Source organism: Saliphagus sp. GCM10025334, from assembly GCF_042663485.1.
Taxonomy (GTDB): domain Archaea; phylum Halobacteriota; class Halobacteria; order Halobacteriales; family Natrialbaceae; genus Natronosalvus.
Genome location: NZ_JBHTAF010000001.1, coordinates 561,253 through 585,434, shown reverse-complemented (window position 1 = coordinate 585,434; position 24,182 = coordinate 561,253). Strand labels below are relative to the sequence as shown.

Here is a 24,182-nt window from a genome sequence, read left to right as displayed (position 1 = left end):
ACGCCGCACTCGAGTCGCACTCTCGCCCGCGACGAGGTCCCTCGAGGTGACCCGACGTGAGCGGAGACGAGGAACTCGCCAAGGACCTCGGGCCGCTCGCGGCGCTGACGATCGGTATCGGGACGATGATCGGGGCGGGCATCTTCGTCCTGCCGGGAACCGCCGTCTTTCGGGCGGGACCGTTCGCCGCAGCAACCTTCGTCCTCGGCGGGGTGATCGCCCTGTTTACGGCGCTCTCCGCCTCGGAACTGGGGACAGCGATGCCGAAATCCGGCGGGGCGTACTTCTACGTCAATCGCGCACTCGGACCGCTGTTCGGCTCGATCACCGGGTGGGCCAACTGGATCGGCCTCGCGTTTGCCTCCGCCTTCTACATGTACGGTCTCGGCGAGTACGTCAACGACCTGGTCGGTCTCGGCGCCCTCGCGCTCGGACCGGTGACGCTCGGCCCGGCACAGATGATCGGACTCGTCGGCGCCCTCCTTTTCATCGGCGTCAACTACATCGGTGCGAAGGAGACCGGAACGCTCCAGATCGTCATCGTGCTCTTACTCGTCGGGATCCTCGCACTCTTCTCGGTCGTCGGTTTAGCCAACGCCAACCTGAACTCGCTCGCCGGATCCGCGCAACCGGGCATGGCCGGTGAGATTCTTCCCGTCACCGGCATCATCTTCGTCTCTTACCTCGGATTCGTTCAGATCACCTCCGTCGCCGAGGAGATCAAGGACCCCGGCCGCAACCTGCCGCGCGCGGTGATCGGATCAGTAGTCATCGTCACGACCATCTACGCGTTCTTCCTCGTCGTCCTGCTCGCGGCCGTCCCGAACGAACTCGTCGCTCAAAACAACACGGCCGTCGTCGACGCTGCTCGGCTCTTGTTCGGACAGTACGACCTCCTGGGCTACAGCCTCGGCGCGTTCGGTGCCGGTCTCCTCCTGTTTGGGGGCCTGCTCGCGACGGCCTCCTCGGCAAACGCCTCGATCCTCTCCTCGTCGCGTATCAACTTCGCGATGGGACGTGAAAAGATCGTCACGCCCAAACTCAACGAGATTCACCCGCGTTTTGGGACGCCCTCCAAATCCATCGCCATCACGGGCGCGCTCATCCTCTTCTTCCTGGTCGCGGGCGACCTCGAGTTGCTCTCGACGGCCGGATCGGTGTTACATTTAATCGTCTACGGGCTGTTGAACCTCGCGTTGATCGTCATGCGCGAGGCCGACGCCGACGGCTACGACCCGGACTTCGAGGTGCCGTTGTATCCCGTCGTCCCGATCATCGGCACGATCTCCTCGTTCGCGCTCATCGTCTACATCGAACCCCGCGTGATCTACCTCTCGCTGGGGCTGGTCGTCTTCGCCGTGCTTTGGTACCTGCTTTACGCCCGACGGCACGTCGAATCCGCTGGCGTCCTCGACGCCTGGATCCTCGACCGCTCGGAGCAGTTGCCCGACGCAGCCGTCTCCGCCGCGACCAGCGTTGCCCCCGAACAGAGCGACTACCGGGTCATGGTGCCGCTGGCCAATCCCGAACACGAGAAGGACCTCATCACGCTCGGCTCGGCCGTCGCCAACCAGCACGACGGCACCGTCGTCGCCGTCAACATCGTCGACGTGCCAAGACAGACCCCCCTCGAGGCCGCTCGCGAACAGAAAGCTCACGAGACCGCACACCAGCTGCTCGAGAAGGCCCAGCGGGACGCCCAGACCTACGGCGTCGACGTCGAGACGCACATCGTCCTCTCGCACGACCCGTTCGAGGAAATCTTCGGATCAGCGAAGCGGTACGGCGCCGACGTGACGGTGATGGGCTGGGGTCCCGAATCGCACGGTGCGCCGGGACGAGCCGAACCGACCATCGACGAACTCGCTCACTCGCTGCCGTGTGACTTCCTCGTCTTCCGAAACCGCGGGTTCGATCCTTCGAGAATCTTGCTCCCGACGGCCGGCGGTCCCGACTCCGAACTCGCCGCTGCAGTCGCGACGACCCTCCAGTCGCAGTACGACGCCGACGTGACGCTCCTGCACGTGACCGACCACGGCGAGCGTGAGCAGGGAGAGGCGTTCCTCGCATCTTGGGCGGCTGACCACGACCTCGAGGACGCGAGGCTCCGCGTCGAGACCGGCGACGTGCAGTCGCGGATCGCGGAGGCGGCCGAGGACGCGACCCTGCTCCTGATCGGGGCGACCGAGAAGGGCGTCCTCTCGCGACTCGTTCGCGGGTCGCTCGTGCTCGACGTCCTGGATGAGGTCGAGTGTTCGGTCCTGCTGGCTGAGAAAAAGCACACGCGAAGCCTCTGGGATCGACTCTTCGGCGGCGGAGCTGGCGACAGCGACCTTGATGACGAGCCGACGGGCGTCGAACCCGAGCCGACGACGCCCGACGTCGACGAGAGCAACTCCGAAACCACCACCCAGTAAGCGGCGGCGAACGAGCCTACTATTGATTCGCCAATCTGACGACCCAATATACAGGATTCGAAAATACAAGCGAGGGTTTTATCATGTATCGATAAATACCCTCGAATATGATACCATCGGATAGTCGCTGTACTCTGTTCGAGAAGAACGCTCTCGAACCGTCGAGAGGGGATTTGGATGAGCGATGAGCCGTTTCGGCGCGTTCTAGTGCCGATTGCGAACGAAGAGGACGCCCGAGTAACGGGCAAGGCCGTCGCCGATCGGTTCGACGACGGGACCCTGATCCCGATCTACGTCGTCGAAAAAGCTGGCGGTGCTCCCGACGCCGCAGGCGTCGAACAGCGAGAGGAGTTCGCCGAAACCCTCTTCAAGATCTTCGAGGCGGTCATCGACGATCCCACGCTCTCCGTCGAACCCACCGTCGGATACGGGACCGACGTTGCAGCGACGATCCTCGAGGTTGCCGACGACGAACGCGCCGACACAATCGTCTTCGTCCCGCGCAGCGAGAGTCGGTGGCGACAGCTGCTAACGGGGGACGTCGCGCGAAAATTGATCAACCAGACCGATCGACCGGTCCTGATCCTTCCGGGTGACCGAGATGAGTGACGAGGAACTCGCCAAGGACCTCGGCCTGATTCCCGCGATGACCATCGGCATCGGGACGATGATCGGGGCGGGCATCTTCGTCCTCCCCGGTGAGGCCGCCCAGGGAACTGGCCCGATCGTCGTGATCTCGTTCCTCGTCGGTGGGCTCATCGCCATGGTCAACGCCCTGTCGGTCTCCGAACTCGGAACGGCAATGCCGAAAGCCGGTGGTGCCTACTACTACGTCAACCGTGCGCTCGGTCCCCTGTTCGGCTCGATATCTGGACTGGGCGACTGGCTCGGCCTCGCCTTCGCCTCGGCCTTCTACACCATCGGGTTCGGCCGTTACCTGGGCGAACTCCTCGAGTTACCCTCGATCCTGTTTCTCAGTAACGTTCAGGTCGGGGCGATCGTCGCCGGCGCAGTCTTCGTCGGCGTCAACTACATCGGCGCGAAGGAGACCGGCGGCGTGCAGACGATCATCGTCACCATCTTGCTCGCGATCCTAGGGATCTTCGCAATCGCGGGCTGGTTCGCCTTCGACTGGGCGACGGTGTCCGGAAGCGGCGGCTACACGCCGTTCGGAACCGCCGAACTCCTGCCGGCGACCGGCCTCGTCTTCGTCTCGTTCCTGGGGTATGCCAAGATCGCCACCGTCGGCGAGGAGATGAAGAACCCGGGACGGAACCTCCCCATCGCCATCGTCGGCAGCGTCGCCATCGTCACCGTACTGTACGGCATCCTGGTGACGATCATGCTCGGCGTCGTCCCGTGGCCGGATCTCGACCTCGAGGCGCCGGTCGCGCAGGCGACCGAAGTGGCGTTTCCTGGCACCTTCGCGGGTGCGGCCGCGGTGATCATGGCCCTCGGTGCGCTGCTAGCGACGGCCTCCTCGGCGAACGCCTCGATCCTGGCGTCGGCCAGGATCAACTTCGCGATGGGCCGGGACAAGATCGTCAACGACTGGCTCAACGAAATCCATCCGCGATTCGCGACACCCTACCGATCAATTATCGTTACCGGCGGACTGATCCTCGTCTTCGTCATCCTCATGGGCGGTGACGTCAAGGTGCTCGCGGAAGCCGCGAGCGTCCTCCACCTGATCGTCTACGCGCTGATGAACGCCGCGCTGATCGTCTTCCGCGAGACCGAGCATCCCGACTACGATCCCGACTTCACGGTTCCGCTGTACCCGATCGTACCGATTCTCGGGTTCGTCCTGTCGCTGGGGCTCATCTACTTCATGGACACCACCTCCCAGATCCTGGCGGTGGTGTTCATCGTCGGGGCTGTCCTCTGGTACGTTCTCTACGCACGCTACCGCACGCCGATCCAGGGCGTTCTCGGCGAGTACGTCCGCGACCGGTCCGAAGAAATGCCCGACATCGCGGTTTCGGCTGCCGAAGCCGCCTCGCCCGACGCGACCGCTCCCTACAACGTGATGGTCCCTGTCTCGAATCCCCGGACCGAGGACGAACTGGTCACCCTCGGCTGTACGATGGCCAACCAGAAGGGCGGCGTCGTTCACGCCGTCCACGTCGTGCAGGTTCCCGACCAGACCTCACTCGATTACGTCGCCGATCAGATCGAACGAATCGACGAGGAATCGGATCAGCTCTTCGAGAACGCCCGTGCGGTCGCCGCCGAGTACGACGTCGACATCGAAACGCACACCGTCGTCTCCCACCGATCGCTCGAGGAGGTCGTCGACTCCGCCGAACGACTGAACGCCGACACCGTCGTGATGGGATGGAGCCCGAGCAGGCCCTGGACCAGCGGGCGAACGGGCGGCGCGCTCGATGAACTCACAACGAACCTCCCCTGTGACTTCCTGGTGTTCAAAGACCGCGGGTTCGACCCCTCGCGCGTGCTCGTACCGACGGCTGGCGGGCCGGATTCGGATCTCAGCGCCGAGGCTGCCAAGGCGCTTCGAGACGTCCACGGCGCCGACGTGTCGATCTTGCACGTCGTCGACGAGGACACCGACCGGGCGAAAGGAACGGCGTTCCTCGGCACCTGGGCCGACGACCACGGGCTCGGCAACGCGACCCTCCTCGTAGAAACAGACGGCAACGTCGAGGGAGCCATCGAGCGCGCCGCGAACGATCACACGATGGTGGTCCTCGGCGCGACCAGGAAAGGGCTACTCTCCCGGCTCGTCGGCGGCTCGCTCGTGTTCGACGTCGTCGACGAAGTCGACTGTTCGGTCCTGCTCGCCGAGCGTCCGGCCAAACGGTCGCTCCGCGAACGGCTCTTCGGCCGTTCAGGAGTCGATGCGTCGACGGGAACAGAAGAAGAAGCCGAGCCAAGAACGAAATCCGGCTCCTGATCAGCGGTCGACGATCTTCTCGAGCCTCGCTCGAGGTTTACTCGGTGACGCGCTCGAGGATCGCTCGGCGAACGGGTCGGTCTCCCGATTTGGCGACCAGGGGTGCGGTCGCAGGAACGGGTACGAAACGGCGGACCAGGGGCTGCGTTCGTGCTGACCAGGTGAACGGGTGTGCAGTCTGGCTCGCCTGTTCCGGCCGGCGCCTTCTCTCGACCGCGTGAAACGGTTGCTCGTCTCAGTGCGGACGGCGCGTGGGAAGCTCTCTGCCGGCGACCTGGAACCTTCGACCGCAAGCAGTCAGGAAAAAGCCCTCGAACGTCGAACGAGGTGTATGAGACACGGAACGAACACCTCTCACTTGCCCGCCGATAGCGGCCTCGAGTGCGGCCGGACGTACACCCACGCTCGACACGGGCGCGTCGAGGTCACGGGTCTCTGGCAGGGGACCCGATGGGCCGACGCGGTGTCCGACCCGAACGAGGCGGAGACGGTCGTCGTTCGCTACTTACCTCCCGATGGAGAGACCTGGAGGGACGAACGCTCCGCGCTCCTGGACGATTTTCTCGTGGCGATCGAGTGAACGCCGTTTCGCGACACTTTCCCTAGACGCCCTGTCCTCAACGTCATACTCTCGACGCTTTGCCTTCGACGCCGTACCCTCGACACCGTGTTCGAGTCCCTGAATCACATCCCGAACTGGACGACGAAACCCAGTATCGTTATCACCGTCGCTGACACAGGTCGAGTCGTTCGATGAGGATCCGAGTCGACTGGCGCTCGAGTTGTAGCGTGACGGGAACCGTTCTCTTCTGGCTCGCCGTCCCGCTAGCCGCGCCGCTCGCGCTTGCAGTCCTCGACGGCGACGAGACGATTCCATTCGTCGTCGCCATCGCCTGCACCGTCGCCGTCGGCACGCTGCTCGAGCGCCTGACCGACGAGCGCGACCTCGGTCAGCGCGAGGCGTTCCTGATGGTGGCATTGACGTGGTTCGGGGTCGCGCTGATCGGTGCGATTCCGTTCTTCCTGCTGGGGCTGGGCACCGACCCCGCCTCGGCTTTTTCGGGCCGACTCGAGGGTCCGGTCAACGCGATGTTCGAGAGTATGAGCGGCCTGACTACGACGGGCGCGACGGTGATGAGCGGCTGGGACTTCACGAACCAGCCGCGCTCGATCCTGCTCTGGCGGCAGGTCCTCCAGTGGCTCGGCGGGCTGGGCATCCTGATCGTCGCCATCGGCCTGCTCTCGAACCTGATGGTCGGGGGTGCACAGCTGATGGAGACCGAGACCCAGACCCAGACGGTCACCAAGCTTACCCCGGAAATCGAGAGCACGGCACGGCTCATCTGGGGACTCTACGTCGGGCTCACGGTTGCGGCGGCGACGATCTTCTACGCGTTTCACCTCCTCGGTCTGGCGCCGGAGATGGATCTCTTCAACGCGATTTCCCACGCCCTGACGAGCGTCTCGACGGCCGGCTTCTCGCCCGAGCCGGATAGCATCGGGGCGTTCACGCCGATCGTCCAGTGGACGATGATCCCGATCATGATCGTCGGCGCGACGAACTTCGTGTTGCTCTACGCGGTCGCTCGCGGGTCGTACGCACGGCCGCTCGAGTCCGAGGAGTTTCGCTTTTACATCGGCGTCATTGCCGTCTTCGGAACGATCGTCTCGGTACTCGTCGGCCTCGCCGGAGACACAGTAGGCGTCGAGGCGACGCTCAGACACGGCCTGTTCAACGTCGTCTCGATGGTGACGACGACGGGATACGCCTCGACGAACTTCGACCTCTGGAATCCCGGCGCGAAGCACATCCTCTTTTTGGGGATGTTCGTCGGCGGCATGGCCGGCAGTACGACCTGTTCGATCAAGTCCCTGCGCTGGCTGGTGATCCTGAAGGGATTGGGTCGCAACCTCTTTCTCTCCGTCCACCCGCGAGCGGTCAGGCCCGTCCGACTCGGCGACACCGTCGTCGACGAGGACACGATCAACGACATCTTCGCGTACGTGATGCTCGCGATCATCATTTTCTTCCTGTTGACCATCTTCATCGTCGTCGACGCGGCGCGCGACGGGATCACCATCTCGGAATTCGAGGCCCTCGGCGCGGCCGCCTCGATCTTCCTCAACATCGGTCCCGCGTTCGGCCTGGCCGGCCCGTTCGACAACTACGCCGGATTTCCGCTGTTCACCCGCTTCGTCATGATCTTCATGATGTGGATCGGTCGCATCGAGATTATCCCCGTGCTCGTCCTCTTGCTCCCGGCGTACTGGCGCTCGTAGGCGTCGGCAACCGAGCGGCCGAGGTATCTTGCCCCTCGAGGACGAATCGGCCCTATGGTTCGACTCGCGCTCATCGCCCACGACGAGAAGAAAGACGACCTCATCGCCTTCGCTCGCGAGTACGAGGACGTACTTGCCGACTACGACCTCATCGCGACGGGCACGACCGGCAAACGGTTGCTCGAGGCGACCGACCTCGAGATCGAACGGAAGGAGTCGGGGCCCCTCGGCGGCGACCTGATGATCGGCAGTGAGGTCGCCCAGGATCGTCTCGACGGGATCGTCTTCCTGCGCGATCCGCTCACGGCCCAGCCCCACGAGCCCGACATCTCGGCACTCTTGCGGATCTGCGACGTCCACGACACCGCCCTTGCGACGAACCTCGCGAGCGCACGATACCTGCTCGAGGGAATCGACGACGTATCGTAAGGTACCGTACTATTTCACCAATATGTCGAAAATCATGTACTGTCACTCTCGATTTCATCGCCACTACGCTTCGACGATACAAGGGTCGACTCTATAGCCGTTACAGAGCTAATTACGACAGAATCCGAACTCCATCGACCTTGTGCGTCAACGTACGGGACTCCCGACGTCGGAGACTGATACTGGCACTTTTTGGTAGTATGGGTCGTCAAAGCCGATTTCTCTCGATAGACGTCGACGGCGCCAGTTTTCGTTCTCGATACAGAAATACCATAGAATAGTCTATTATTTAATTCCGACAATCATCTAACCTGGGCCGAACACGCCGTATTATGTTAGTAACTGACACACTATTACATAGCTATGCTCGTAATCTATACTAATTCATCACGCTTTCAGCGCGAACGCCCGGCCGGTTAGACGCGAACTGCCGGACGGGTCGCCGGCCAGCGAGAACGGACTCACTCGAGAGGTGTTCCGTCGACGAACAATCGACAGCCTGCGTCCCGCTCGGCGGCGTACCCCTCGTAGTACTCCATCAGCTGAAAGAGGACGCCCGTGGGATTCGCGGGGGAGACGAACGCCTCGCCCCACGTTTCGAACTCGTTGTGGTCGATGACCGACACGCCCGCGGCCTCGAGCGCCTCGACTGCGGCCTCGAGGTCGGCCACCTCGAGAGTGATGTGGTGGAGGCCGGGGCCGTGTTCCTCGAGGTAGTCAGTCAGGAACGAGTTCGACCCAGGTTGCGGGGCGATGAGTTCGAGTCGTGAGGCGCCGCCGAGGACGTAGGTCGCCCAGGTGAACGAGCCGTACTTGCTCGGCTCCTCGTGAATCTTCTCACAGCCGAGGGCGAACAGGAGCGGTTCGGCCTCCGGAATGGATTCGACGGCGATTCCGGTGTGATCGACGCGCATCGGCGGCAGGTCGTCCCCGTCCATACGTCGAAACGTCTCTCGAGGACGATAGTCGTTTGGGAGCCGGTACGTGTCCCGGTATGGCCTCGAGCCCGGATTCCAGGCCGGGCCATCGTCTTCCGGGCAGGGGCCACACGCGAGTCGTCTGCACGGCGCTGGACGGCGATAGACGGCGATGATTTCCACGCCCGAGAGGGGTCGGAGCCGTGCCGCTACAGCAACCTATAACACGCTTCCGTCCGTCGGTTTTCGTGCATGAGCTACACGGGTCCAACGGACCTCTACATCGACGGCGAATGGACCGACGGCGAAGACGGCGGGCGGATCGAATCGATCGATCCGGCGAACGAGACGACCTACGCGACGGTCGCGGCGGCGAGCGAAGCAGACGTCGACGCCGCCGTCTCGGCGGCCGACGCCGCGCTCGAGCGCGACAGCGAGTGGGCCTCCCTCGACCCCGCCGAGCGCGCCGCGTATCTGCAGGCGTTTGCGGATCAGCTCGAGGACTGGAAGGACGAAATTGCGCTCGTCGAATCCCACGACAACGGCAAGACGCAGTTCGAGGCGACCCTCGAAGTCGGGATGGTCATCGACACGTTCCGGTACTACGCCGGCTGGGCGGACAAGCTCGCGGGCGACCAGATCCCCGTCCCCGGCGACCGCCTCGATTACACCATCCGCGAACCCGTCGGCGTGACGGGCCACATCGTCCCGTGGAACTACCCGTTCCAGCTGGCGGGACGCAGTCTCGCCCCGGCGCTCGCCTGTGGCAACACCGCCGTGGTCAAGCCCTCGAGCCAGACACCCCTCTCCGCGTTGTACTACGCGAAGGCCGCCGAGGAAGTCGGGCTCCCCGACGGCGTGCTCAACGTTGTCCCCGGCCGCGGGAGTGTCGCCGGGGCGGCGCTGTCCGAACACGAGGGCGTCGACCACCTGGCCTTCACGGGCAGTACGGAAATCGGCAAGCGCGTGATGGGCCAAGCCGCCGATAATGTCACCGGCGTCACCCTCGAGTTGGGCGGAAAGGGGCCCAACGTCATCTTTCCCGACGCGGACCTCGAGGCCGCATCGAAGGGCGTCCACTACGGCATCTTCATGAACGCCGGGCAGATGTGCTGGGCTGGCTCCCGGCTGGTCGTCCACGAGGACGTCCACGACGAGGTCGTCGATAGCGTCGTCGCTGGCGCCGAGAACACGCCGCTCGGGAACGGCATCGACGACGACGCGCGGATGGGCCCGCTCGTCAGCGAGAGCCACCGAGACGAGGTCGCCGACTACGTCGACACCGCCCTGGCGGAGGGGGCGACCGTCGCGACCGGCGGCGAGGTCCCCGACCGGGAGGGGTACTTCCTCGAGCCGACCGTGCTCACGGACGTGACCAACGACATGACCGTCGCCCGCGAGGAGATCTTCGGACCGGTGCTCTCGGTCATCGAAGTCGAGAGCGAGGAGGAGGCCCTCGAGGTCGCCAACGACTCGCCCTACGGCCTGCTCGCCGGCGTCTGGACGAACGACCTCTCGCGGGCCCACCGGTTCGCCCGCGACCTCGAGTACGGGATGGTGAGCGTCAACGAGTATCCAGTCACCTTCCCGCAGACGCCATTCGGCGGCGTCAAGGAGAGCGGCGAGGGCCGCGAGCAGGGTGCCGAAGCCATCGGCGAGTATACGCAGGCGAAGAACGTGAACATCAACTTCGAGTAGCAGGGCGAACGGCCACGGTCGTCGCCCGCCGCCGATTCAATCGGTTCGGTGCGACTCGAATCAGCGGTGATCGTACACCCGCTTGACCTTCCCGACCTCGGTCCGCTCGATCGAGCCGTACTCGACGAGGGCGAGCGTGTCGGGCGTCAACGAGAGCGTGCTCGAGATCGCCTCGAGCAACCGGTCTCGGAGCGCTTCTTCGTCCCCGTCGAACCCGCGCTCGAGTTCCACCGTCACCTCGAGTCGGTCGAGCGCGTCCTCGCGATAGAGGTCGATCCGGTACTGGGGAGCGACGGCGTCGAACTCGAGGATCACGGCCTCGAGTTGGCTGGGATAGAGGTTGACGCCACGGACGATCAGCAGATCGTCGGCGCGGCCGGTGACGCCGTCCATTCGGATCGTGGTTCGACCGCACTCACAGGGCTCCTCGATTAGGGTGGTCATGTCGCCGGTCCGGTACCGGAGGACGGGAAGAGCTTCCTTCGTGAGTGAGGTGAGCACGAGTTCACCCTCCTCGCCGGGCGGCAGCGGGTCGCCGGAGTCGGGATCGACCACCTCGGGGTAGAAGTGGTCGGTCTGGATGTGCAGCCCGTCCTGGGCGTGAGCGCACTCGACGGCGACGCCGGGCCCAATCAGCTCCGAGAGGCCGTAGTTCTCGATCCCCGTGACGCCGAGCCGGTCCTCGATGGCCTCGCGCATCGGCTCGGTGCAGGGTTCGGCGCCGTAGAGGACGACCGACAGCGGGAGTTCCCGCGGATCGATGCCCATCTCCTCGGCTCGTTCGGCGAAGTACAGCGCATAGGAGGGTGTACAACAGAGCGCGTCGCTCTCGAGGTCCGCGGCGAGTTCGACCTGGCGCTGAGTGTTGCCGCTGCTCGTCGGGATCACCGTCGCCCCGAGCGACTCCGCTCCGGCGTGAAAGCCGAGGCCGCCGGTGAAGAGCCCGTAGCCGTAGGCGTTCTGGACCGTGTCGTCCGGCCCGAGTTCGGCGGCCTTCATCGCTCGTTCCATCACCTCGTTCCAGAGCTCGAGGTCTCCCGCGGTGTAAGCGACGATCTTCGGCTTCCCGGTGGTTCCCGAGGAGGCGTGGATGCGGACGACGTCCTCGTCGTCGACGGCGAACAGTCCGTCGGGGTAGGTGTCTCGAAAGTCGGCTTTCGTCGTGAACGGCAGTTTAGTGACGTCCTCGAGCGTCTCGATGTCGTCGGCCGTGACGCCAGCCGCTGTGAGCCGCTCGTCGTAAAATGGGACGTTCTCGCGAACGCGTTCGACGGTCTCGCGGAGCCGCTTCGTCTGCAGATTCCGGCGTTCCTCCCTCGGGAGCCGTTCGTCGGATGCGACCATGCTGTCTCGAGGGGACGAAGGGCGAGCCTATAGTTCTTGGCGTCAGTTTCGTCGCCTGTGGCGGGTTTACGCGTCAGCGAACGCTCCGGGTTTCGCGTGGCCGGCTGGCCGGTGGTACGTTAGTATGCTGGCACTCGAGTCCTCGACTCACTCGAACTTCTCGAACGGCTGCTGGCACTCGTTGCAGTAGTGCATCGAGCGACACAGCGACGGCCCCTTCGGATGCTCGCGAACGGTGTCCGTCGATTCACAGTACGGACACTCCGCTCCCGACGCCTCGCCGCTCGTCATCACGGATGGATCGGTCCCACGCATATTAGACGCTCAACCCGAACTCCCGCAGGTCGGATCGGCCCTGTTTGGTCACCATCTCGATGGTCCAGCCGGGACTCCAGACGAGGCGGAGGTCGACCGACTCGACGCCGTCGACGGCCGCGACGGTCTCTCGAATCTCGTCCTGGAGCATGTCCCGCGCGGGACAGCCCGAGTACGTCAGCGTCATGTCGACGGTCGCGTGGCCGTCCTCGACCGTGAGTCCGTAGATCAGGCCGAGGTCGACGATGCTGACCGGCATCTCGGGATCCTCGACCCCGTAGAGGGCGTCCCAGACGGCGGCCTCGACGCCCGTCGCGCCCTCGCCGGTCGCCGGGAGGTCCTCGACGGCTTCGCCGGATCGGTAGTCGGTGTACGAACACGGGGTCGCCTCGCTCTCGGCGTCCGGGTCCGGGTCGAACTGCGCTCCCGGCTCGAGGTCGTCGTCGTTCGTTTCGTCGACGCTCTCGGTCGGTGGGTTGGCCTCGAGCGCGGCATCGGCGTCGGCGTCGGATGGTGTGTTACGGTTCATTGTGGTTGGTAGCAGCGGGTTACGGAGTACGGGTGCCTGGAGGCGTTACTCCGGTTTCTCCATGATCTTGGTCGCCCCGGAGCGTCCCAGTTCGCGGTAGGTGCTGGTGAACTCCTCGCGGAGGTCCGCCCAGGCGTCGGCGTGGTCGCCGTCCCGCCCGCGCGGCACGTCCGGATCGAGGTCGAGGACGTCGTCCTCGCCGATCGGCACATCGAGTCCCAGTCCCTCGAGGAACGGCACGACCTCGCTTGCCCAGTCGGTGGCCAGCTCTTCGAGCGTGGCGTCGCGGAAGCCGGCTTCCTCGATCGCCGCTTCCGTTTCGTCGTCCACGGGGGCGAACAGGGTCAGTGCGTACGGGAACAGCCGGTCGACGGCCTGCTGGAGGCGTTCTCGGCCGCCGTCGTCTTCCTCGTCGTCAGCCAGCCGTTCCATCCAGTTCTGGGCATGCTCCAGGTGGTAGCGCTCCTCGGCCTGGATCTTGCCGACGCGGTCGGCGAGCTTCGGGTACGCCGAGTCCTCGAGCGCCTCGAGGCGGCGCTTCTCGGCCACGTCGTAGAGGTAGTGGCGGACGATGGCGTCGGCCCAGTCGCCCTCGGGGAACGGTCGCTCGACGAGGGTGCTGTGGCGCCAGGCGTCGGCCTCGCGCTCGTAGATGAGTTCGTGTTCCTCGTAGCCCAGGTCCTCGAGCACGTCGTACCAGAGGCGGGCGTGGCCCAGTTCGTCCTGGGCGTTGTTCGACAGCGCGAGGTCGGACTCGAGGGTGGGCGAGCGGACCTGCCACTCGGTGTAACGCTCGGCGAGGACGAACTCGTCGTCCGCCAGGCGGAGCAACAGCGCCTCGAGCGCGTCTCGTTCGTCGGCCGAGAGGTCGTCGGCCGTGACGGGTTCGGCGCTCGCCATCAGTCGTCACCCTGCGCTTTCGAGCGCTGTCGTTCGGCGGCCTCCTGTTCCTTGTCCGATTCGATGACCTCGGCGGCGTGGTCGACGTCGGACTTGTAGGTCGGTCCCCAGCGATAGCTCTTGTCGGTCGTGCCGCCGAAGGAGGTCTCGTCGGCGTCGATCTCCGCGACTTCTTCCTTCGGGACGACCCAGAGGCTGTTGGTCGCCTTGCGCCGGCCGTGCTGGATGGCCGCGAACTGCCTTGCCATCTCGCGGTCGGGCGCGTGGACGTTGCCGCAGTGGGTGTGGTACCCACCTTGCTCTTCCTGTCGGAATACTTCCCAGATCATGGTCAGTCAGCCGCCTGTGGTTTCGGGCTGCCGGCCGGTCGATTCTCCCACTCGAGACTGTCGCGGACCCACTGGACGGCGTCCTGGGCCTGCTTGCGGCCGTCGATCTGGCCGAGGCCGGGCTCGTAGTCGTTCTTCGCGATCTGGAAGAACTCGTCCCAGTCCAGGTCGTCCTCGACGACCTCGTAGCCGCTGTCGGTCTCGCGGATGCGTGGCTCGTCGGGAATCTCGAGGCCGTAGCGCTCGGCCTTCGGGATGTACTCCCGGAGGAACATCGAGCGCAGGTCGTCGTTGGACTGCGCTTTGAGTCCCACTGCGGCGGAGAAGTCGTGGTGGGTGCTCTTGTCGTTGGTCGGCCCGAAGAACTGGATGATCCGGGGCCACCAGGTCTCGAATGCCTCCTGGGTCATCTCCTGTTCTTTCTTCGAGCCGGTCATCAGCTCCGCGAGGATGCTCTCGCCGTGTTTGACGTGGAACCCCTCCTCGAAGCACACTTTGTCCATGGCGTGGGCGTAGGGCTCCCAGCTGGTTCGTCGCAGCGTCGCCTGGCGGCGCATCGCGGCGCCGTCGACGAAGAAGGCGATCATCGGTGTCTCGACCCAGCTGTCCATCGGGTAGTGGAAGCAGTTGAGGAACTTCCCCTTCCCGTTGGCCAGGTCGTCGAGCATCTCCTCGCGGGTTTTCACGCCCAGCGACTCCGCCGCGCGGTAGAGCAACTGCCCGTGGCCGATCTCGTCCTGCACTTTCGCCGAGAAAGCCAGTTTGCGGTCGATACTCGGTGCCTGTCGAATGAACGGCCGCTCGAGGTACGCCCCCATGATCTCGCTGTTGGCGTGGAACTCGATCATCCGGGTGGCGGCCTCCCGGTACTCGAGGGGCATGTCGTCCGCGGGGCTGAACTCCCGCGGCCCGGCCCGTTCTTTGACGGTGTCGATGTCCATCGTTCATTATACTACACGTCGTTTCGACCCTTAGCAGTTGACCGCCACATGACGGGGTTTTAAATACTCACGCGCGTACTTTTTCTCATGATCGAGGAGTGTCTCGCCGTCGAATTCCGGGTACAACACGACGATTGCCCGCTCGCCGAGGCGACGACGTCGGTCGATATCGAGGTCCACGCCCAGGCACCACAGCTGCGGGCCGACGGCTACGACCTGCTGCAGTTTAGCTCGCCGCGAAACGACCACTTCGTCGAGACGCTCGACGCGGACGACCGCATCCGCTACCTCCACGTCACGGAGGTCGACGGCCGGTATCGATTTCGGTGTCTCTCGAAGCAGCCCTGCGTGGTCCACGACCTGATCAACGGCGGCCTGATCGTCGAGACGCTTCGCTACCGCAATGGTGCCGCCACGGTCTTCGGGGCCGTCGTCGGCCGGGACGTGCTCAAGAACGTGATGGAGACCGCGGGCGACACCGTCGGCGTGCGCCTCGAGCGCGTCTACCCCATGGAATCGGAGGCCCAGGAAGCCCCGAGCCAGCAGTGGGACCTGACGCCGGCACAGGAGGAGTGTATCCGGGTCGCCGTGGAGCTGGGGTACTTCGAAATCCCACGGGGGACGAGTTCGGAGGCGGTGGCGGCGGAACTGGGCATCAGCAAGTCGGCGTTCCTCGAGCGACTGCGCCGGGCGGAAGAGTCGCTGTTTCGTCAGATTTTCGCGTGAGGTGGTTCGTCGCTCGTGGTGCTCGTCGTCAGTGTTGAGGTCGTCGTCAGAGTCGTGCTCCTCGTCAGAGTCGTGTTCGGCACCTCGAGACCCGCCTCGAGTCACGCTTCGACGAGGCCCGGTTTTAGATCGACTCGATCGATTACCCGAGAACGTACACGCGACCGCGGAACGTCGCGATCCGGTCGTCGGCCTCGTCGGTGACGACGACCTCGTACTCCGCGGTGCGACCCGCCACGTGGGTCTCCTCCGCCGTCGCCGTCAGGACGTCGCCCACGTCCACCGCCTCGAGGTAGGAGATGTTCGTCTCGAGGGCCACCGCCGTCTCGCCGTGCGAGTTGGAGGCGGCCGCGAACGCCGCGTCCGCGAGCGAGTAGACCGCCCCGCCGTGGGGCGTCCCGTGGAAGTTCGTCAGGTCCTCGGTGACCTCGAGTTCGGTCCGGGCGAGGCCGGGTTCGAAGTCGACGAGGTCGATGCCGAGGGTCGCGCAGTAGGGATCGCTCTCGATGTGCTCGCGCAGCGCGTCGATGTCTGCCATACCCACAGCCAGTGTGGTCGGGTGGCAAGAAACTACTGGTGGGGGCAACCGAACGTCGGGAGGGACGTCGGCTCGAGTGACGTGGGAGACGAGGCGCGGACCGACCACGAACGAGACGACGAGAACCACAGGATCGACCGCGAACGCGACGACAATTTCGGTGAAAGCCCTCACGACGCTCGCGGCCGCGGTGGCGGATATCCTCGCTGCGCTCGGATAGGGCCGCCACCGCGACTCCCCTCGGCGCCTCGTAGCCCCGTCGCCTCGGCGCGAGCGCCGTTCGCCCTTTCAGTCCGCCAGGACCGCCAGCCCTTCCCCGGGTCGCACGGCCCGCTGAGGCGAGCACGTGCTTCCGGCCATCCGCCTTTCCGGTCCGCTGCGATTCCCCCTCGGCTGGCTTCCCGGCTCGGGCTGGTCGCTCGAGCCTTCAGTCGCTATCCAGATAACACTACACGTTCTATACCGCATACTATAGAAACTATATCTAGTGCAAATCGACGCTCGAGAACTGATTTCCAATGTTCGTTCCGTCCGAAACGGAACTTCAGCGGTGGTCGTAGACGCGCTTGACCTTCCCGACTTCCGTCCGCTCGATGCCACCAGGCTCCTCGATCGTGAGGGTATCGGGGGTGAACGAGAGCACGTTCTGGAGTCGGGTGAGCACCCGGTCGCGCAGTTCCTCGCGGTCGCCCTCGAAGTCGTGCTCGCACTCGATAGTGATCTCGAGGGTGTCCAGATTGTTCTCTCTATTCAGGTCGATCCGGTAGTGAGGTGCCACCTCGTCGAACTCGAGGACGACGTCCTCGACCTCGCTCGGGTAGAAGTTGACCCCGCGGACGATCACGAGGTCGTCGGCGCGGCCGGTGACGTTGTCCATGCGGACCGTGGTGCGCCCGCACTCGCACTCCCCGCTCGAGAGCGTCGTCAGGTCGCCGGTCCGATACCGGAGCACGGGCAGGGCCTCCTTCGAGAGCGTCGTGAGCACGAGTTCGCCCTCCTCGCCCTCCGGCAGGGGCTCGCCGGTGTCGGGATCGACGATCTCGGGGTAGAACCGGTCCTCGTGGATGTGCAGTCCCTCCTGGGCCTCCACGCACTCGATGGAGACGCCGGGACCGACGATCTCGGAGAGGCCGTAGATGTCGATTCCCTTGACGCCGAGGCGTTCCTCGATGGCCTCGCGCATCGGGTCCGTACAGGGTTCGGCGCCGAAGATGACCACCCGAAGCGGGAGATCCTCGATGTCGACGCCCATGTCTGCCGCGGTCTCGGCGAGGTACAGCGCGTACGACGGCGTGCAGGCGATGGCGTCGCTCTCGAGGTCCTCGAGCATCTCGACCTGGCGCTGGGTGTTGCCGCCGCCGATCGGAATCACGGTCGCACCCAGTTCCTCGACGCCGTAGTGGAGCCCGAGGCCGCCCGTGAAGAGCCCGTAACCGTAGGCGTTCTGGACCGTATCGCCCGCGCCGAGGCCGGCAGCCTCGAGACACCGGGCGACGGCGTCGCTCCAGACGTCAACGTCGTTTTGCGTGTAAGAGACGATCTTCGGCTTCCCCGTCGTCCCCGAGGAGGCGTGGATCCGGACGATGTCCTCGTCGTCGACGGCGAACAGGCCGTCGGGGTACTCGTCGCGGAAGTCCTCTTTCGTCGTGAAGGGGAGCTTCGTGATGTCGTCGACCGTCTCGATGTCGTCGGGGGTGAGTCCGGCGTCCTCGAGCGCATTCCGGTAGAAGTCGACGTTCTCGTAGGCGTTTCGCACCGTTTCCTGTAAGCGTTCGTTCTGGCACTCCCGGAGTTCGTTCCGTGGAGCGGTCTCTATTGCCTGGTAGGCCATCTCATCTCCCTCTCTGGAGTGGGGCACCAAAAATTATGTGGTAGGCACAAACGCCCGGGCTGATGGGGCAGTGGACGGCATCTACGGGGACGAGAGCGGACAACTACCGTCGCCGACCCCACTCGAGCGACGACTGCCAGGGTCCGAAGCTATATACCCGCCACCTGACAAGGGTCGGGTATGCGGGACGTCTACGTCATCGGTGCTGGACAGACCGCCTTCGGCTCGTTCCCGGAGCGAGGCTACCGGGAGCTGTTCGCGGAGGCGTACGCGGCCGCGAGAGACCAGGTCGACCACGGCCTGGACACGGACGACGTCGACGAGGCGGTCGTCGCCACCCTCGGCGTCGGCGGCCGCCAGATCGGCCTCTCCGGGCCGGCCGTCACGGAACACGTCGGGCTCCACAACGTGCCCTGCTCGCGGATCGAAAACGCCTGCGGCGCCGGCGGCTTCGCCGTCCGCCAGGGCGTCCAGGCGATCAGGAGCGGCATGGCCGACGTCGTCCTCGCGGGCGGCTTCGAGGTCATGACCGACATGTCCGGCGACACCACGAAGTACTGGCTCGGCGTCTCCGGGGAGACCGAGTGGGAACGGCTCACCGGCACCACCTTCTCCGGTGTGTACGCCCAGATGGCCAGCGCCTACCTGGACGCCTACGATGCGACCCCCGAGGACCTCTCGCGAGTCGCCGTCAAGAACCACGCCAACGGCGCGAAGAACCCCAAGGCCCATCTCGGCTTCGAGTGCTCGCTCGAGGACGCCGTCGCAGCGCCGGCGGTCGCCGATCCCCTCAACCTCTACCACTGCTGCCCGACCTCCGACGGGGCCGCCGCGGTCCTCCTCGCCAGCGAGGACGTCGTGGCCGAGTACACCGACGAGCGCGTTCGCGTCGCGGGCGTCGGTGCGGCCAGCGAGCGGGTCGGTCTCGCCGAACGCGACAGTTACACGAGCATCTCGGCCTCCCAGGAGGCGGGGAAGCGAGCCTACGAGCGCGCGGAAATCGGGCCCGACGACCTCGACTTCGCGGAGGTCCACGACTGCTTCGCCATCGCGGAACTCATCGCCTACGAGGACCTGGGCTTTTGCGAACCTGGGGAGGCTCCACAACTCCTCCGGGAAGGCGTCACCGACCCGGACGGCGACCTCCCGGTCAATACCTCCGGCGGCCTCAAGTCGAAGGGCCACCCCATCGGCGCGACCGGCACCGGACAGGTCGTCGAGGTCTTCGATCAGCTCACGGGGAACGCGGGCGACCGACAACTCGAGGACCCGCGCTACGGCCTCACCCACAACGTGGGCGGGAGCGGCGGCGCGACGGCAGTCCATATCTTCGAGCAGGAGGTGGCGCGATGACCGGGTCTCGACCGACCGGCGAGGCGGCGCACGAACTCGGCATCGCGGGCGTCGGTGCGTACGCCCCTGACTACCGGCTCACCGCGGAGGTCGTCACGGAAGCCTGGGGGCAGTTCCAGGGTGCCGGCATCTCGGAGACGGCCGTCCCCGCTGGCGACGAAGATACGTTGACGATGGCCTACGAAGCCGCCCAACGGGCGCTCGACGCCGCAGACGTCGACCCCAGAACCATCACCCACCTCCTCCTCGGGACGACGACGCCACCGTACGAGGAGGAGGCGCTGGGGCCGCGCCTGGCCAGTTTCCTCGGACTCGAGTCGTCGCTCGAGAGCCGCCAGTTCACCGGGAGCACCCGCGTCGGGGCCGACGCGCTCCGGACGGGCCTCGAGACGCCAACCGACGGCACCGTCCTGGTCATCGCCAGCGACGCCCCCCGCGGCGCTCTCTCGGACGAACACGAGCACGCAGGCGGGGCGGGCGCTGCCGCGCTCGTCCTGACGCCCGACGGCCCCGGGCGGGTAACGGATGCCGGAGAGTACGTCGACGCCGTCCCCGGAATCAGGTATCGAAAGGCGGGCTCGAGAGAGACGACCGGTCTCGCCATTACGCAGTACGACCGAGACGCCTACACCGACGCCGTCGCGTCGGCCACAAAGGGTCTCGAGCCCTCCCTCGAGGACGTCGACGCCGTCTGCCTCCAGTCGCCGAACGGCAAACTGCCCTACCGCGCCGCGAGCGCGCTGGGGGTCGACGCCGAACGGATCCAGGCGGGGACGACCGTCCACGACCTCGGGGACACGGGCGCCGCGAGCACTCTCCTCGGGTTGGCGAAGGCGCTCGAGGCCGGAGCCGGCCACCGCTCGCTCGGACTGGTCGCGTACGGGTCGGGCGGCGGCGCGATTGCGATGCGCCTCGAGGCGGGCGAGGGCGACGCGGACGGGAGCGACGAGAGCGACGGTGGCGGTGACTCCAACTCGAGCAACGGTATCCCCGTCGAAACCGCACTCGAGGGCGACCGAACGCTCTCCTACGGCGAATACCTCCGCATCCGCGGCGACGTGACGCCCGGCGAACCCGACGGTGGCGGCGCCTACGTCAGCGTCCCCAGCTGGAAACGGACGATGGCCCAGCGCCACCGCCTGGTCGCGGGCCGCTGTCGGGAGTGCGGGCAGCTCGCGTTTCCGCCTTCCGGCGCGTGTAGGGGATGCGGAACGCTCGACGAGTACGACGACGTCGAACTGCCCGGGACGGGAACCGTCGAAGCCGCGACCGTGATTGGCCAGGGCGGCGCCCCACCGGAGTTCGTCGAGCAGCAGGCCCGAGAGGGCGCGTTCGTCAGCGCCGTCGTGGCCCTCGACGGCCCCGAACCCGACGACGAGCCCGTCTCGACCCCCACGCAAGTGCTGACGCCCGACACGGACGCCGTCTCCGTTGGCGACCGCGTCGACGCGACGATCCGGCGGATCTACACCCAGGAAGGCGTGACCCGGTACGGATTCAAGATGCAACTGCTCGAGTCCTGAGCGCCCGAGTTCTGAGCCCTCGAGTCCTGATCGCTCGAACTGAATTTTCGTCTCGACAAAATAGCGCGCTCGAGCCGGCTCACTCCCGATCGAAGACGACGGCGACGCCCTGGCCGAACCCAACGCACATGGTCGCGAGACCGTAGTGGCCGTCGCGGCGAGCCAGTTCGTGGAGCAGGGTCGTCGTAATGCGGGCGCCGGAACAGCCGAGCGGGTGACCGAGCGAGATGGCGCCGCCGTTGACGTTCAGTTCGTCGTCGTCGAACCCGAGTTCGTCGGCGCAGTAGAGGCTCTGGGAGGCGAACGCCTCGTTGAGTTCCACGAGGTCCAGGTCCGAAACCGAGAGGTCGGCAGCCTCGAGCGCCTGCCTGGTGGCGGGAATCGGCCCCGTTCCCATCACGGTCGGATCGACGCCGGCGACGCCGCGGGCGCCGACGCTGGCCAGGACCTCGAGCCCGTGTTCCTCGGCGTACTCGCGACTCGTGACGAGCAGCCCTGCGGCGCCGTCGGTCAGCGGGGAGGCGTTGCCGGGCGTCACGGTCGCCGCGTCGTCGTCCGCGAACACTGTGGGCAGGCCGGCGAGGGTCTCGAGGTCGGTGTCAGGGCGGGGGCCCTCGTCTGTCTCGACTGTCCCCTCCGCTGTTTTCACTGGGACGACCTCGTCGTCGAACCGGCCCTCGTCCCACGCCTCGAGCGCGCGTTCGTGCGAGCGAAGGGCGAATTCGTCCTGGGCTTCCCGCGAAATGTCGTACCGCCTGGCGACCCGTTCGGCGGTCGCGCCCATCGGTAGGTCGTCGGTATCGTAGCGCTCCTCGATGCCGGGGTGGAGCCAACTCGAGAACGGAATTCGACTCATGTGCTCGACGCCGGCGACGGGGTATACCTCTCCGTCGCCCGTCTCGACGGCCCGGACGGCGTCGACGAGCGTCGTCAGCGATGAGCCACAGAGCCGAGTCGTCGTGGCTCCAGGGACGGTCTCCGGGAAGCCACCGGCGAGCAGCGACTGGCGGGCCAGGTTCCGCCCCTGTTCGTTCTCCTGGTTGGCACAGCCGAGTCGGAAGTCGCCCCACTCCTTGGCGGGAACGCCCGTGCGCTCGACTAGCGCCTCGAGGACGGTTACGACGAGGTCCTCAGGGTATGTCTCGGCGAGTCCGCCGTCCTTGCGTCCCTGCGGCGTCCGTACGGCATCGACGATAACGGCCTCTGCGTCGGCGTCTGTCATCACGAGGGTGGTCGGACGGTCGGGGGTTAAGCGTTTGGCTCTCCGCAGGGGTCGCCGGTCTTGTGGGGCCGGGGCGGCGGACCCCTCGAGCGGCGAACGAATCGCCCAAACGGAAACGGCTTTCACACAGCCCCGAAAATCCCGACACATGCGAGTCGCAGTACTCGGCGCCGGCACCATGGGCCACGGCATCGCCCAGGTAACGGCCATGGCGGGCCACGACGTGACCGTGCGAGACATCGAAACCGAATACGTCGAGAACGGCCTCGAGTCCATCGAGACCAACCTCGAGGGCGGCATCGAACGCGACAAGGTCACCCGCGAGGAGGCCGACGCCGCCCTCGAGCGCCTCTCGGGAACGACGGACCTCGCGGAAGCCGTCGAGGGCGCGGACCTCGTGATCGAGGCCGTTCCGGAGGACATCGACCTCAAGACGGGGACGCTCGAGGACGTGGAGGAACTCGTCGACGACGAGACGATCATCGCCACGAACACATCGTCGCTGTCGATCACGGAGATCGCGAGCGCGGCCGAACGCGACGGACGCGTGATCGGACTGCACTTCTTCAACCCGGTCCACATAATGGGGCTGGTCGAAATCGTCGTCGCCGAACAGACCGACGACGACACCGTCGCGTTCGCCCACGACTTCGTCGACGATATCGGCAAGACACCAGTCGAAGTGACTGATTCGCCCGGATTCGCCTCCTCGAGACTCGGCGTCGCCCTCGGCGTCGAGGCGATCCGGATGGTTCAGGAAGGAGTCGCCGACCCGCGGGACGTCGACGCCGCGATGGAACTCGGCTACAACCACCCGATGGGGCCCATCGAACTCGGCGACGTCGTCGGCCTCGACGTGCGTCTGGACATCCTCGAGTACCTGCGCGAGGAACTCGGCGAGCGGTTCAAACCCCCGCAAGCGCTCAAGCGAAAGGTGCGCGCCGGCAAGCTAGGCAAGAAGACCGGGGAGGGATTCTACGTCTGGGCGGACGGCGAGATCGTGGGCGTCAGCGGCGAGTACGAGGGCGCCGACGGCGAAAAAGATGGCGACGGCGGAGGGTCGAACTGATGCTCCCCGACGGACCCGTCGACGGGGCCGAGGACATCGACGCCGCGGCCGAGGACTGCGATCTGGTCCACGCGAGCGTCGGCGACCGCGTGCCCGGCGTCGCGACCGTCACGATCGACCGGCCGGACGCCCGAAACGCGCTCAACGCACAGGTTCGGCGCGAATTGAAGGAAATCGTGGCCGCGGTCGCTGAGAGCGACGTCCGCGTCGTCGTCCTCACGGGCGCCGACGAGGCCAAGGCGTTCGTCGCCGGCGCGGACGTCGGCGAGTTCCGTGACCGGAGTGCCCTCGAGCAGCGCGAAATCTCGAAGCGCCCCCGCGTCTACGAGGTGATCGACGACCTGCCCCAGCCGGTGATTGGCCGGCTCAACGGCCACGCGCTGGGCGGTGGCTGCGAACTCGCCCAGGCCTGTGACGTCCGCATTGCCCACGAGCGGGCGAAGATCGGCCAGCCGGAGATCAACCTCGGGATCATGCCCGGTGGCGGCGGTACCCAGCGCCTCCCACGCCTGGTCGGCGAGGGCCAGGCGATGCGACTCATCCTCTCGGGCGACCTGATCGACGCCGCGGAGGCGCGCGAGATCGGTCTCGTCGATATCGTCTGTGGAGACGCCGAGGAACTTGACGAGGAGGTCTACGGCCTCGCGGAATCGATGGCCGAGCAGAGTCCCGTCGCCCTCGAGCTGGCAAAGACCGCCGTCAAGGCGGCCTCACGGACCGACCTCGAGCAGGGTATCGAGTACGAGGCCGAACTGTTCGCCCAGCTGTTCGGAACCGCGGACAAGGACGAGGGGATCGACGCGTTCTTCGAGGATCGAGAGCCGGAGTGGACGGGCGAATAGACTGGGTTTTGCCGAATCCCGTCGTGGGTTCCGACACGTCGCCGACACGAGGCTCGAGCGCC

Annotated in this window: 22 protein-coding genes; 12 read left to right on the top strand and 10 right to left on the bottom strand. The window is 65.8% G+C overall.

Annotation, left to right across the window (positions count from 1 at the left end):
* Positions 1–56: 56 nt before the first annotated feature.
* The 6 genes from ACFQO4_RS02595 (at position 57) to ACFQO4_RS02570 (ending at position 8,043) form a co-directional block, all read left to right on the top strand.
* Positions 57–2,417, top strand: a complete 2,361-nt coding sequence (locus ACFQO4_RS02595; protein WP_500259443.1) for an amino acid permease — start codon at positions 57–59, stop codon at positions 2,415–2,417.
* Positions 2,418–2,594: 177 nt separating this feature from the next.
* On the top strand, positions 2,595–3,026 hold the full coding sequence (locus tag ACFQO4_RS02590) for a universal stress protein (protein ID WP_500259442.1): 432 nt from the start codon (positions 2,595–2,597) through the stop codon (positions 3,024–3,026).
* Entirely contained in the window at positions 3,019–5,334 is a 2,316-nt protein-coding gene (locus tag ACFQO4_RS02585) for an amino acid permease (RefSeq protein WP_500259441.1), read from the top strand. The genes ACFQO4_RS02590 and ACFQO4_RS02585 overlap by 8 nt, the downstream gene beginning before the upstream one ends.
* A 331-nt stretch (positions 5,335–5,665) precedes the next feature.
* On the top strand, positions 5,666–5,914 hold the full coding sequence (locus ACFQO4_RS02580; RefSeq protein WP_500259440.1) for a hypothetical protein: 249 nt from the start codon (positions 5,666–5,668) through the stop codon (positions 5,912–5,914).
* Between the two features lie 173 nt (positions 5,915–6,087).
* On the top strand, positions 6,088–7,614 hold the full coding sequence (locus ACFQO4_RS02575; RefSeq protein ID WP_500259439.1) for a TrkH family potassium uptake protein: 1,527 nt from the start codon (positions 6,088–6,090) through the stop codon (positions 7,612–7,614).
* 54 nt (positions 7,615–7,668) lie between these two features.
* Complete coding sequence (locus tag ACFQO4_RS02570; RefSeq protein ID WP_500259438.1) at positions 7,669–8,043, top strand: methylglyoxal synthase; 375 nt, start codon at positions 7,669–7,671, stop codon at positions 8,041–8,043.
* A gap of 461 nt (positions 8,044–8,504) precedes the next feature.
* On the opposite strand, the gene ACFQO4_RS02565 is transcribed toward ACFQO4_RS02570, so the two are convergent.
* Positions 8,505–8,981, bottom strand: a complete 477-nt coding sequence (locus ACFQO4_RS02565) for a VOC family protein (RefSeq protein ID WP_500259437.1) — start codon at positions 8,979–8,981, stop codon at positions 8,505–8,507.
* 231 nt (positions 8,982–9,212) lie between these two features.
* On the opposite strand from ACFQO4_RS02565, the gene ACFQO4_RS02560 reads away from it, so the two are divergent.
* The gene (locus ACFQO4_RS02560) at positions 9,213–10,658 is read left to right on the top strand and encodes an aldehyde dehydrogenase family protein (RefSeq protein ID WP_500259436.1); all 1,446 of its coding nucleotides are present in this window, start codon (positions 9,213–9,215) and stop codon (positions 10,656–10,658) included.
* A 60-nt stretch (positions 10,659–10,718) separates the two neighbouring features.
* Here ACFQO4_RS02560 and paaK (ACFQO4_RS02555) read toward each other — a convergent pair whose 3' ends face one another.
* The 6 genes from paaK (ACFQO4_RS02555) to paaA all read right to left on the bottom strand — a co-directional run bounded on the left by paaK (ACFQO4_RS02555) (position 10,719) and on the right by paaA (position 15,016).
* On the bottom strand, positions 10,719–12,002 hold the full coding sequence (gene paaK / locus ACFQO4_RS02555) for a phenylacetate--CoA ligase PaaK (protein ID WP_500259435.1): 1,284 nt from the start codon (positions 12,000–12,002) through the stop codon (positions 10,719–10,721).
* A gap of 147 nt (positions 12,003–12,149) precedes the next feature.
* A complete protein-coding gene (paaE, locus tag ACFQO4_RS02550; protein WP_500259434.1) occupies positions 12,150–12,317 on the bottom strand; it encodes a 1,2-phenylacetyl-CoA epoxidase subunit PaaE in 168 nt (55 codons plus the stop codon).
* A gap of 1 nt (position 12,318) precedes the next feature.
* Positions 12,319–12,846 carry a 1,2-phenylacetyl-CoA epoxidase subunit PaaD gene (gene paaD / locus ACFQO4_RS02545; protein ID WP_500259433.1) on the bottom strand — a complete coding sequence of 176 codons (528 nt, stop codon included), beginning with the start codon at positions 12,844–12,846 and terminating at the stop codon, positions 12,319–12,321.
* 45 nt (positions 12,847–12,891) lie between these two features.
* The gene (paaC, locus tag ACFQO4_RS02540) at positions 12,892–13,746 is read right to left on the bottom strand and encodes a 1,2-phenylacetyl-CoA epoxidase subunit PaaC (protein ID WP_500259432.1); all 855 of its coding nucleotides are present in this window, start codon (positions 13,744–13,746) and stop codon (positions 12,892–12,894) included.
* The gene (gene paaB / locus ACFQO4_RS02535) at positions 13,746–14,075 is read right to left on the bottom strand and encodes a 1,2-phenylacetyl-CoA epoxidase subunit PaaB (RefSeq protein WP_253434174.1); all 330 of its coding nucleotides are present in this window, start codon (positions 14,073–14,075) and stop codon (positions 13,746–13,748) included. Before paaB ends, paaC begins: the two co-directional genes overlap by 1 nt.
* 2 nt (positions 14,076–14,077) lie before the next feature.
* Complete coding sequence (gene paaA, locus ACFQO4_RS02530; protein ID WP_254160317.1) at positions 14,078–15,016, bottom strand: 1,2-phenylacetyl-CoA epoxidase subunit PaaA; 939 nt, start codon at positions 15,014–15,016, stop codon at positions 14,078–14,080.
* A gap of 87 nt (positions 15,017–15,103) precedes the next feature.
* Between paaA and ACFQO4_RS02525 the strand changes: the two genes are divergently transcribed.
* On the top strand, positions 15,104–15,742 hold the full coding sequence (locus tag ACFQO4_RS02525) for a helix-turn-helix domain-containing protein (RefSeq protein ID WP_500259431.1): 639 nt from the start codon (positions 15,104–15,106) through the stop codon (positions 15,740–15,742).
* A 142-nt stretch (positions 15,743–15,884) separates the two neighbouring features.
* Here the strand turns inward: ACFQO4_RS02525 and paaI are convergent, their stop codons facing one another.
* Positions 15,885–16,280 (bottom strand): hydroxyphenylacetyl-CoA thioesterase PaaI, encoded by a 396-nt coding sequence (gene paaI, locus ACFQO4_RS02520; RefSeq protein ID WP_500259430.1) that lies wholly within the window; start codon positions 16,278–16,280, stop codon positions 15,885–15,887.
* A 544-nt stretch (positions 16,281–16,824) separates the two neighbouring features.
* Positions 16,825–18,111, bottom strand: coding sequence for a phenylacetate--CoA ligase PaaK (gene paaK, locus ACFQO4_RS02515; RefSeq protein ID WP_500259429.1), 1,287 nt, complete (start codon positions 18,109–18,111; stop codon positions 16,825–16,827).
* Between the two features lie 180 nt (positions 18,112–18,291).
* On the opposite strand from paaK (ACFQO4_RS02515), the gene ACFQO4_RS02510 reads away from it, so the two are divergent.
* Both ACFQO4_RS02510 and ACFQO4_RS02505 read left to right on the top strand, forming a co-directional pair.
* Positions 18,292–19,464, top strand: coding sequence for a thiolase domain-containing protein (locus tag ACFQO4_RS02510; protein WP_500259428.1), 1,173 nt, complete (start codon positions 18,292–18,294; stop codon positions 19,462–19,464).
* On the top strand, positions 19,461–20,987 hold the full coding sequence (locus ACFQO4_RS02505) for a zinc ribbon domain-containing protein (protein WP_500259427.1): 1,527 nt from the start codon (positions 19,461–19,463) through the stop codon (positions 20,985–20,987). Before ACFQO4_RS02510 ends, ACFQO4_RS02505 begins: the two co-directional genes overlap by 4 nt.
* 79 nt (positions 20,988–21,066) lie before the next feature.
* Here ACFQO4_RS02505 and ACFQO4_RS02500 read toward each other — a convergent pair whose 3' ends face one another.
* Positions 21,067–22,209: a thiolase family protein gene (locus ACFQO4_RS02500; RefSeq protein WP_500259426.1), complete on the bottom strand. Its 1,143-nt coding sequence runs from the start codon at positions 22,207–22,209 to the stop codon at positions 21,067–21,069.
* 148 nt (positions 22,210–22,357) lie between these two features.
* Between ACFQO4_RS02500 and ACFQO4_RS02495 the strand changes: the two genes are divergently transcribed.
* Positions 22,358–23,278, top strand: coding sequence for a 3-hydroxyacyl-CoA dehydrogenase family protein (locus ACFQO4_RS02495; RefSeq protein ID WP_500259425.1), 921 nt, complete (start codon positions 22,358–22,360; stop codon positions 23,276–23,278).
* Positions 23,278–24,120, top strand: coding sequence for an enoyl-CoA hydratase/isomerase family protein (locus tag ACFQO4_RS02490; protein WP_500259424.1), 843 nt, complete (start codon positions 23,278–23,280; stop codon positions 24,118–24,120). The genes ACFQO4_RS02495 and ACFQO4_RS02490 overlap by 1 nt, the downstream gene beginning before the upstream one ends.
* The last annotated feature ends 62 nt before the right edge of the window (positions 24,121–24,182 follow it).

Coding starts and splice junctions, on each gene's coding strand:
- paaC (WP_500259432.1), bottom strand. CDS start 13,746: ATGGCGAGCGCCGAACCCGTCACGGCCGACGACCTCTCGGCCGACGAA.
- ACFQO4_RS02525 (WP_500259431.1), top strand. CDS start 15,104: ATGATCGAGGAGTGTCTCGCCGTCGAATTCCGGGTACAACACGACGAT.
- ACFQO4_RS02570 (WP_500259438.1), top strand. CDS start 7,669: ATGGTTCGACTCGCGCTCATCGCCCACGACGAGAAGAAAGACGACCTC.
- paaA (WP_254160317.1), bottom strand. CDS start 15,016: ATGGACATCGACACCGTCAAAGAACGGGCCGGGCCGCGGGAGTTCAGC.
- paaK (WP_500259435.1), bottom strand. CDS start 12,002: ATGGTCGCATCCGACGAACGGCTCCCGAGGGAGGAACGCCGGAATCTG.
- ACFQO4_RS02500 (WP_500259426.1), bottom strand. CDS start 22,209: ATGACAGACGCCGACGCAGAGGCCGTTATCGTCGATGCCGTACGGACG.
- ACFQO4_RS02495 (WP_500259425.1), top strand. CDS start 22,358: ATGCGAGTCGCAGTACTCGGCGCCGGCACCATGGGCCACGGCATCGCC.
- paaK (WP_500259429.1), bottom strand. CDS start 18,111: ATGGCCTACCAGGCAATAGAGACCGCTCCACGGAACGAACTCCGGGAG.
- ACFQO4_RS02560 (WP_500259436.1), top strand. CDS start 9,213: ATGAGCTACACGGGTCCAACGGACCTCTACATCGACGGCGAATGGACC.
- ACFQO4_RS02585 (WP_500259441.1), top strand. CDS start 3,019: ATGAGTGACGAGGAACTCGCCAAGGACCTCGGCCTGATTCCCGCGATG.
- ACFQO4_RS02575 (WP_500259439.1), top strand. CDS start 6,088: ATGAGGATCCGAGTCGACTGGCGCTCGAGTTGTAGCGTGACGGGAACC.
- paaI (WP_500259430.1), bottom strand. CDS start 16,280: ATGGCAGACATCGACGCGCTGCGCGAGCACATCGAGAGCGATCCCTAC.
- paaB (WP_253434174.1), bottom strand. CDS start 14,075: ATGATCTGGGAAGTATTCCGACAGGAAGAGCAAGGTGGGTACCACACC.
- ACFQO4_RS02510 (WP_500259428.1), top strand. CDS start 18,292: ATGCGGGACGTCTACGTCATCGGTGCTGGACAGACCGCCTTCGGCTCG.
- ACFQO4_RS02565 (WP_500259437.1), bottom strand. CDS start 8,981: ATGGACGGGGACGACCTGCCGCCGATGCGCGTCGATCACACCGGAATC.
- ACFQO4_RS02580 (WP_500259440.1), top strand. CDS start 5,666: ATGAGACACGGAACGAACACCTCTCACTTGCCCGCCGATAGCGGCCTC.
- paaE (WP_500259434.1), bottom strand. CDS start 12,317: ATGCGTGGGACCGATCCATCCGTGATGACGAGCGGCGAGGCGTCGGGA.
- ACFQO4_RS02505 (WP_500259427.1), top strand. CDS start 19,461: ATGACCGGGTCTCGACCGACCGGCGAGGCGGCGCACGAACTCGGCATC.
- ACFQO4_RS02490 (WP_500259424.1), top strand. CDS start 23,278: ATGCTCCCCGACGGACCCGTCGACGGGGCCGAGGACATCGACGCCGCG.
- ACFQO4_RS02590 (WP_500259442.1), top strand. CDS start 2,595: ATGAGCGATGAGCCGTTTCGGCGCGTTCTAGTGCCGATTGCGAACGAA.
- paaD (WP_500259433.1), bottom strand. CDS start 12,846: ATGAACCGTAACACACCATCCGACGCCGACGCCGATGCCGCGCTCGAG.